Source organism: Nocardia testacea NBRC 100365 (genome assembly GCF_000308775.1).
GTDB lineage: Bacteria > Actinomycetota > Actinomycetes > Mycobacteriales > Mycobacteriaceae > Nocardia > Nocardia testacea.
On sequence record NZ_BAGJ01000169.1, the window covers coordinates 1 to 8,417 of the forward strand.

Here is an 8,417-nt window from a genome sequence, read left to right on the forward strand (position 1 = left end):
AGGGGTCCGGGTCGCCCAGCCGCGTGGGAGCACCCCCGGGGGCCGGCGGATACGGCTCCAGCGGGTTGTAGACGGTGATCGGGCCCGACATCGGCGAGTTGTTCGGATCCGGGGCGGCATACGAAACCGGCTCGCCGCCATAGTCCTGCGCCCCGAAGCCGGTAGCGCCCGGATCACCCGCCTCGGACGCGGGGTACTCCTCGTCGGCTTCGTCGGGAGCCGCGTGGGCCGAACCGTTGCGTTCGACGACCGGCAGGTCACCGGACAGGTCGTCGACCGAGAGGCCACGTCCGCCGCGCCGCCGCCGGCCACCGCCGGAGGCCGGCTGCGCGCCGTTGCGTGCCAGCAGCTCGGCCACCGACAGTTGATTGGAGTTCCTGCTCATGAAGGCACCGTTTCGATCGGGCCCGCCGACCTCGCGCCGCCGGGCGTCGAACCGTTCCCGGCCGCCGCGTTCGCTGCGCTCGTAGTCAGTGGTCCACCATCCATATCGGTATCCAGTTTGCGCAGGATCAGCCCTTCGCGCAGCGCCCACGGACAAATTTCCAGCGTATCCAGGGAAAGCGCGCGCATCGCGGCCTCGGCCACGAGCGCTCCCGCCACCAATTGCTGCGACCGATCGGCGCTGACACCTTCCAGTTCGGCGCGATCGGAAGCGGTCATCCGGGAGATGAACGCGATCAGCTGCCGCAGGCCCGAACCGGTCAGCGTCCGGCGGACCCGGGGACCGGCGCCCGAGGGCGCCGCGCCGGTTAGCCTGGCCAGCGAACGGAAGGTCTTGGAGGTACCCACCGCCAGATCGGGCCTACCCGCTTCCGCGAGCTGTTTGGCCGGATCCACCATCTCGGCGGCGAGCCAATCGCGGAGGATGCCGATTCGCCGTTTGCTCGGCGGGTCCTCCGGTAACCACTTGCGGGTCAGCCGACCGGCTCCCAGCTGCAGCGACAGCGCGACCTCCGGTTCCTCGTCCACGCCGCTGCTCACCTCGAGCGAGCCGCCACCGATATCGAGATTGATGATCCGGCCCGCACTCCAGCCGTACCAGCGGCGTACCGCCAGGAAGGTCAGCCGGGCCTCGTCCACCCCGGCGAGCACGCGCAGATCCACGCCGGCCTCCGCCCGCACCCGGCCCAGGACCTCGTCGGAGTTGGTCGCCTCACGTACCGCCGACGTCGCGAACGCCATCAGTTCCGCACATCCCGATGTGGCGGCCAGACTCGCCAGGTCGGCCACCGTATCGACCAGTTTCTGGGCGCCCACCTCGGTGATCCGGCCCCCGTCGTCCATGTTCTCCGAGAGCCGCAACGACTCTTTCGTGGAGCTCATCGGCATGGGATGGCCACCCCGATGCGCGTCCACCACCAGCAGGTGAACGGTGTTGCTTCCGACATCGAGGACACCTAGACGCACACGGACACGGTACTTGGTGAACCTGAACGCCAGGCGACCCGGTTGTGGTGTTAGCGTTGAGGGTTGTGACGTCAGGCGCTGCCGCGAACGACTCCGTCCCCGCTCCGACCGATCTTCCGATGCCGAAGATGCGGCCGAGCCGGGAAGTACCACTCGACTTCCCGCGCGAGTGGCTCGAGTTCGTCGACCCCGCCGACGACGAACATCTGATCGCGGCCGACCTCACCTGGCTGACCTCTCATTGGACCTGTGTTTTCGGCACCCCCGCCTGCCAGGGCATTCTGGCCGATATGCCGGACGCGGGATGCTGCACACACGGCGCGTTCCTCTCCGACGACGACGATCGCAAGCGGCTGCGCCGGGCGGTGAAGATGCTGACCGCCGAGGACTGGCAGCTGATGGACCAGGCGCGTGACGAAAACGGCAAGATCAGCCGCAAGACCTATCTGGAAACCGACGAACTCGACGGTGAGCCCGCCGAGCGCACCCGCCGGGTCGACGGTGCGTGCATATTCCAGAACCGGCCGGATTTCGCGGGCGGCCCCGGATGCGCACTGCACGTCATGGCCGCGCGCCGGGGCCTGGAACCGCATACCGTGAAACCGGACGTGTGCTGGCAGCTACCCATCCGCCGCACCCAGGAATGGGTGGACCGTCCCGACGGCGTGCAGATCCTGCGGACCGTGATCACCGAGTACGACCGCCGCGGCTGGGGCCCGGGCGGGGTGGATCTGGACTGGTACTGCTCCGGATCGCCCGATGCCCATATCGGGGAACGGCCGGTCTGGCAGACCTACCGCGCCGAACTGATCGAGCTGATCGGTGAACCGGCCTACCAGGAACTCGAGCGGCAGTTGCGGAGCCGGCCGGGTTCGGGGGTCGGTGCGGAACATCCGGCGACCACCCGGGCCCGGCGCAAGGCACGGACCAAGGAGGAGAAGGAGCACGGCCGAGCGGTACGCCCCACCCGAATACTCGGACTCGACCTGCGATAACGGGAGAACAGCATGGCGCGCAGCCCCTGGACGCGATGGTCGGCCGGTACGGCGGCGATCATGATCATCGGCTTCGCCTGCGCGGCGGCCGCTGGCGACGCGGGCGCCGAACCCGCGGCCGACCCGCATCAGTTCACCGATCGGACCGCCGAGTTCATCCCGCTCGGTGATCCCAACGCGCTGGCGGCCCGGGACGCGGGCCGGCATCTCGTGCTCAGCCCGCACGGCACCGGGCGCAGCATCGTCTGCCGCGGTGACGGGGCGGCGGTGCCGTTCTACGACTGCGCCCAGGAGGACGGTCTGGGCTGGGCACCGCTGCACCGCAGCGATACGCCGATGGGCGAGGTCTGGGTCTACTTCCCCTGAACCACCCGGTCAGGCCTCCAGTTTGTATCCCAATCCGCGCACGGTGACCAGGTGCTCGGGCCGGGCCGGATCGGCCTCGATTTTGGACCGCAGTCGTTTCACATGTACATCGAGGGTTTTGGTGTCACCGACATAGTCCGCGCCCCACACCCGGTCGATGAGCTGGCCGCGCGTCAGTACCCGGCCCGAATTGCGGAGCAGGTATTCGAGCAGGTCGAATTCCTTCAGCGGCAGCGTCACCGGCTTGCCGTTCACCAGCACCGTGTGCCGGTCCACGTCCATCCGCACCGGACCGGCCTCCAGCACACCGTTCTCGCTGCCCGAATCGAGTTCGTCACCGGCGCCGCGGCGCAGCACGGCCCGGATCCGGGCGATCAGCTCCCGCGCCGAGTAGGGCTTGGTGACGTAGTCGTCGGCGCCGAGTTCGAGCCCCACCACCTTGTCGATCTCGCTGTCGCGCGCGGTCACCATGATGACCGGCACCCCGCTGCGGGTGCGCAGCTGTTTGCAGACGTCGGTGCCGCTCATCCCGGGCAGCATCAGATCGAGCAGGACGATATCGGCGCCGGAGCGGTCGAATTCGGCGAGCGCCGAGGGACCGTCTCCCACGACCGTGACCTCGAAACCTTCCTTGCGCAGCAAGAAGGCGAGTGGATCGGCCAGCGACTCCTCGTCCTCGACGATCAACACACTGGTCATCTGCGTGCCTCCACACCGTTCGTTCGGCCCGGACCCGAGGGGCGCGGGCTGGTTTCTCTTTTGGTCAGCACGGGCGGACCGGCGGCGGTGCCGTCGGCCTCCTGATGCGCGGGTATGCGCAGCGTGAATGTCGAGCCGGTGCCGAGTTTGCTCCACAGGGTGATCTCACCGTTGTGGTTGGCGGCCACGTGTTTCACGATAGCCAGGCCGAGTCCGGTACCGCCGGTCGCGCGGGAGCGCGCCTTGTCGGAGCGGAAGAATCGTTCGAAGACCCGCTCCTGGTCGTCCTTGGCGATACCGATGCCGCGGTCGGTCACCGCCATCGCCACATAGGAGCCGCGGACCGACCGGCTCACCGATACATGGGAGCCGCGCGGCGAGTAGGCGATGGCGTTCTCGACCAGATTCGAGAGCGCGGTGATGAGCAGCGTTTCGTCGCCGAGTACCTCGAGCCCGCTGGGCCGGTCGGTGCTGACCGTGATCCCGGCGGCTTCGGCGGCGGTCCGCGACCGGTCCACCGCCTGGTTGACCACCGTGTCGACATCGACGACCTCGAGTTCGGGGAGCTTCTCGGCGCCCTGTAGCCGGGACAGCGCGATGAGTTCGGTGACCATCTTCCCGAGACGGCTGGATTCGGCCAGTACGCGCTGGCCGAAATGCCGGACCGCGTCGGGGTCGTCCGCGGTCTCCAGTAGTGCCTCGGCCAGCAGACTCATCGCCCCCACCGGGGTCTTCAACTCGTGGCTCACATTGGCGACGAAATCGCGGCGGGTGGCCTCCATCCGGGCCTGTTCGGAATCGTCGTCGGCGAAGAGCACCGTGAAGCTGGTCTCCTCCGGGGACAGCGGCCGGGCGAGGCCGCGGACCGCGATCCGCCCCCGGCCGGGTGTCGGTTTGTCCGCCGTGAGGTCGAACTCCGCCGTTTCCCCGGTTGCCAGGACCTTCTCCACCGCCACCCACGCCCGTTCGTCGAGCAGCCGGTTGCGGACCAGACCGAGCTCTTCGGCGCGCGGGTTGACCAGTACGACATCGCGATACTCGTCCACCACGGCGATACCGCTTTCCGAGGCCAGCACGATCAGGTCCAGGACCTGCGACATGGTGAGGCCGGAGTCGGCTTGCCGGCGCTGCGCCTGCCGAGCGTTCATATAGGGGATCACGAGTCCACCGACGGCCAGTCCGACAACAGCCGCCAGGACTGCCAGCAGTACGGCCTGGGGAACGCTCACATCAAGAATCGTACGGTCGACGACGCGTAAACAAACCCGGGGTCGGTGAAGTTTCGTGCAGGTCACGGGCGATTCCGTCGTCGTTCGCCGGGCGTTTACGCGTTGTTCGGCAGCGAACAGGTTTCGATCTTCCCGGGCGTGTTCCCGGTCCGGGAACGCATACGAACCCCATTGCGTCTGGGACGCAACGGGGTTCGTGCCGAGCAGAAGAACCCAGCGGGTCGGCGCCGGGGGCGTCGACCCCGGCGCGTCCCGGCGCACCGGGGATCAGCCGCCGTTCACCAACCGGGAGCGCCACGCACCGGCAGGTTCACGAAGCTCGGCCGGTTCGGGTCGAGCTGTACGTGCTGCGGCTTCAGCCCGGTGTCGAGGAGCATCGGCAGCGGCGGCACCCCCTTGGGCGCGTTGCCCGCGTAGACATCGACCCGCAGCCGATGCCCCGGCTCCAGCTTCGCCTCGATCGCGGGTACCGCGATATCGAGTGTGGTCACCTCCCCGGGCACCGTGAGCCGCCGGTTCTCGAGCGTGGTGTACGGCCGCGGGTCGGTGTAGTCGCCGTTGGGCGACCGGCTGCTCAGCGAATCGTCGATCTCCCGCAGCGAGGCCATCAGCTGACCCGAGGACAGCACCCGCGACTGCCCGTCGGGCGCCACATCGTTGACCGTCACCGACCAGTAGCCGTCGGCCGCGTCCTGCACTGTCTGCAGATGCACCGCGATCGGCCCGGAGATCTCGACGGCTTCGGTCACCGGGGTACTGGTGAAGGTAAGCCCGTTCGACTCCTGGATCCGGGAGTCCGCGCCGCAGGCGTTGATCACCGCGACCACCCCCGCGGTCGCCTGCCCGCCGTCGTTGGAGCACAGTCCGGTGAGTCCCGGCGCGACGGTCAACCGGGCGGAACTGTCGGCGACCGCCGCCAGCGACCCGTCGTGCACGCTGTGCCCGCCGGTGCCGCTGGGTGCGGCCGAGAGATACATCCGCCGGTACTCGGCCGCCTGATCCGCCGGCGCGCTCTCGCCGAACCCGTCCCGGGTCACCCAGCCGCCGCCCTGCTGGCGCAGCGTCACCGGACCGTACCGATCGATACCGTTGTCGATGCCCTTGAGCCATTTGTCGAACCAGGCGCGCTGCAGTACGTCCAGGCGCGGCGGCAGCCCGGGCCGACCGGATTCGCTGCCGGAATTGATGTGATACGTATCGCCCATGAGCAGCTGCTTGCGCCCCGGCGGCACCGGCATGGCGTTGTAGACCTGGGACTCGGAGTAGGTGAACAGATCGTGCCAGCCGCCGGTCACGAAGGTCGGCACCTCGATCTGTGAAGGATCGCCCAGCCAGGCCTGCCGGTCGGGACTGTCGCCCCGGATCATCTCCTGCAACCGCGGATCGAGATCCTCCACGCGGGGTGTGGTGTAGGCGTTGAGGAACACATCCAGGTAGGTGAACGGCGAGGACAGCCGGTCGCTCAGCCACCGCTGATCGAAGGTGCCGTTCACCATAGACTGCACATCCGGCACCCACTTGGTCGCGTTGATCAGCGTCATCCACAGCGGAATGAAGGCGAAGCCGAAGCCGCCGCCGGGCATGAGCACGTCCTGCGCCAGGTCACTACCCGGCACCACGGGGAACAGGGCTTTCAACGCCGGCGGGTGTTTCTCGGCGGCCTGCAGCTGGTTGATCCCGGAGTAGGACATGCCGGTCATTCCGACCTGCCCGTCCGACCACTGCTGCCGCGACGCCCAGTCGATGACCTCCACCGTGTCGGCCTGTTCGCGCTGCCGCAACATATCCCAGACACCCTGGGAGAAACCGGTCCCGCGGACGTCCACCACCACTTGGACGTACCCGCTCTTCACCAGTTGCCGATCGACCGCGAAATTACGCATGGCCCCACCGCCGAGCGCCTTGGTGAGATCGGTCAGACCGGACAGCGGGGTGCCGGTCATATCGATATCCCGGGCCAGCTGGGAGACCGCATCGGAGAGCCCCGGCACCGACCCCATGTGGTCGATCAGGTTCGAGACCAGTTTGGTGTACGGCGTCATATTGACGAGGACGGGCATCCGGGTGCCGATCGGCCGGGAAGCGGCATCGGCGGGGCGGTACACATTCGCCTTCAGCACCGTGCCGTCGCTCATGGTGATCGGCACATCCCAGGTGATGTTGATACCGGGGTACTGCTGGGGTCCGTCGTAGGTGGCGGCCCACTGCGCCCCGGCCGCTCCCCCGTCGGGGCCGGACACCGCCGGCGCGGCACCGGCACTGCCGCCGAGCAACGGTGCCAGCAGCACCGTGGCGGCCATTGCCACCGTGGCTCGTATCACAAACTTCATCGGTCGTGATCCATCTCTCGGACTGATCGGACGTTCGAGAGCTTACACAGCGTTACCGGCGGGTAACGAGAATCGGCCCGGCTGGCAACAGGCCTTTCCGATGATTCCGAGCCGGGTCAGTGGCACAGCACAACGCGAATCGGTGTATTCGGTTTCCGATCACAGAATCCGGCGATTCCCGGCACCGTACGAAAAAGCGCCGCAACCCGTTTCGGGTCGCGGCGCGATGAATCGGACTACCTGCCGCCCTGGCTCGCGACGGCAGCCGCACCGGCGGCGGCGGCCTCCGGATCCAGGTATTCCCGGGGCCGGACCGGACGCAGATCGTCGTCCAATTCGTAGCGCAGCGGAATACCGGTGGGAATATTCAGCCCGGCGATATCCTCGTCGGAGATCTGGTCGAGATGTTTGACCAGGGCACGCAACGAATTACCGTGCGCCGCGACCAGCACGGTCTTTCCACCGCGCAGTTCCCGCGAAATGGTCGACTCCCAGTACGGGACCATCCGGTTCACCACATCGAGCAGGCACTCGGTACGCGGGACCTCGATATCGGAATAGCGCGGGTCGCTCGCCTGGCTGTACTCGTTGTCGAGTTCGATCGGCGGCGGCGGGGTGTCATAGCTGCGCCGCCACAGCATGAACTGGTCCTCGCCGTACTCGTCGCGGATCTGGGCCTTGTTCTTCCCCTGTAGCGCGCCGTAGTGGCGCTCGTTGAGGCGCCAGTCCCGCACCACCGGAATCCAGTGCCGATCCGCGGCGTCCAGGGCGATATTCGCGGTCGAGATCGCGCGGCGCAGCAGCGAGGTGTAGACGATATCGGGCGCGATGCCGTGCTCGGCCAGAAGTTCACCGGCCCGTTTGCCCTCGGCGACACCCTTGTCGGTGAGATGCACGTCCACCCAGCCGGTGAACAGGTTCAGCGCGTTCCATTCGCTCTCGCCGTGGCGCAGCAAAACGAGGGTGTTCGTCATGCGGGCCATCCTGCCATGGCCCGGTAGCGGCTGTGCGTACCCCTCGGGCCGGCCGGCGGCCCGCCGCCTGCTACGCCGACCCGGACGAACCGGCCGCGAGTACGGCGGCGCCGTGTAGCGTCGCGCCCTCCGCGAGACGGGAGGGCTCCACCCGCAGCCGCCGGATGAAATCCAGGCCCGCATGCCGCGCGGCGGCGGCCCGCAGCGGGGCCCACAGAAGTTCTCCCGACTCCGCGAAACCGCCACCGACCACGACCGTGTCCACATCGAGCAGCGCGGCCGCCGAGCTGATCGCCGTCCCCAGCGCGGTACCGGCCCGCGCCAACGCGGCCCGCGCGATCGCGTCGCCGGCCCGGGCGTCGCGCGCGAGTTCCGCGCCGGTCGCGCCGGTCCACGCCTGCTCCCGCGCCCATC

The 8,417-nt window shown here is 68.3% G+C and carries 8 protein-coding genes and 1 pseudogene; 2 read left to right on the plus strand and 7 right to left on the minus strand.

Annotated features, from left to right (window positions below; translation table 11 throughout):
* Both ON38_RS22765 and ON38_RS22770 read right to left on the minus strand, forming a co-directional pair.
* A pseudogene (locus tag ON38_RS22765) lies at positions 1 to 385 on the minus strand (hypothetical protein); the annotation flags it as partial.
* Positions 382 to 1,410: a Ppx/GppA family phosphatase gene (locus ON38_RS22770; protein WP_039826972.1), complete on the minus strand. Its 1,029-nt coding sequence runs from the start codon at positions 1,408 to 1,410 to the stop codon at positions 382 to 384. The gene ON38_RS22770 and the pseudogene ON38_RS22765, both read right to left, overlap by 4 nt.
* Before the next feature lie 128 nt (positions 1,411 to 1,538).
* Here ON38_RS22770 and ON38_RS22775 point away from each other — a divergent pair, with 128 nt between their 5' ends.
* The gene (locus tag ON38_RS22775) at positions 1,539 to 2,405 is read left to right on the plus strand and encodes a DUF3109 family protein (RefSeq protein ID WP_051165078.1); all 867 of its coding nucleotides are present in this window, start codon (positions 1,539 to 1,541) and stop codon (positions 2,403 to 2,405) included.
* Positions 2,406 to 2,417: 12 nt separating this feature from the next.
* On the plus strand, positions 2,418 to 2,771 hold the full coding sequence (locus tag ON38_RS22780) for a hypothetical protein (protein ID WP_051165077.1): 354 nt from the start codon (positions 2,418 to 2,420) through the stop codon (positions 2,769 to 2,771).
* A 9-nt stretch (positions 2,772 to 2,780) separates the two neighbouring features.
* Here ON38_RS22780 and ON38_RS22785 read toward each other — a convergent pair whose 3' ends face one another.
* From ON38_RS22785 to ON38_RS22805, 5 genes are all read right to left on the minus strand, one after another.
* Positions 2,781 to 3,470: a response regulator gene (locus tag ON38_RS22785; protein WP_039826973.1), complete on the minus strand. Its 690-nt coding sequence runs from the start codon at positions 3,468 to 3,470 to the stop codon at positions 2,781 to 2,783.
* Complete coding sequence (locus ON38_RS22790) at positions 3,467 to 4,699, minus strand: sensor histidine kinase (protein WP_039826974.1); 1,233 nt, start codon at positions 4,697 to 4,699, stop codon at positions 3,467 to 3,469. Before ON38_RS22790 ends, ON38_RS22785 begins: the two co-directional genes overlap by 4 nt.
* 278 nt (positions 4,700 to 4,977) lie before the next feature.
* The gene (locus ON38_RS22795; RefSeq protein ID WP_039826975.1) at positions 4,978 to 7,029 is read right to left on the minus strand and encodes a CocE/NonD family hydrolase; all 2,052 of its coding nucleotides are present in this window, start codon (positions 7,027 to 7,029) and stop codon (positions 4,978 to 4,980) included.
* 236 nt (positions 7,030 to 7,265) lie between these two features.
* Positions 7,266 to 8,003, minus strand: a complete 738-nt coding sequence (locus ON38_RS22800) for a phosphoglyceromutase (RefSeq protein ID WP_039826979.1) — start codon at positions 8,001 to 8,003, stop codon at positions 7,266 to 7,268.
* 70 nt (positions 8,004 to 8,073) lie between these two features.
* Positions 8,074 to 8,417: ROK family protein (locus tag ON38_RS22805; protein ID WP_039826976.1), on the minus strand; the 344-nt coding region annotated here is incomplete at its 5' end.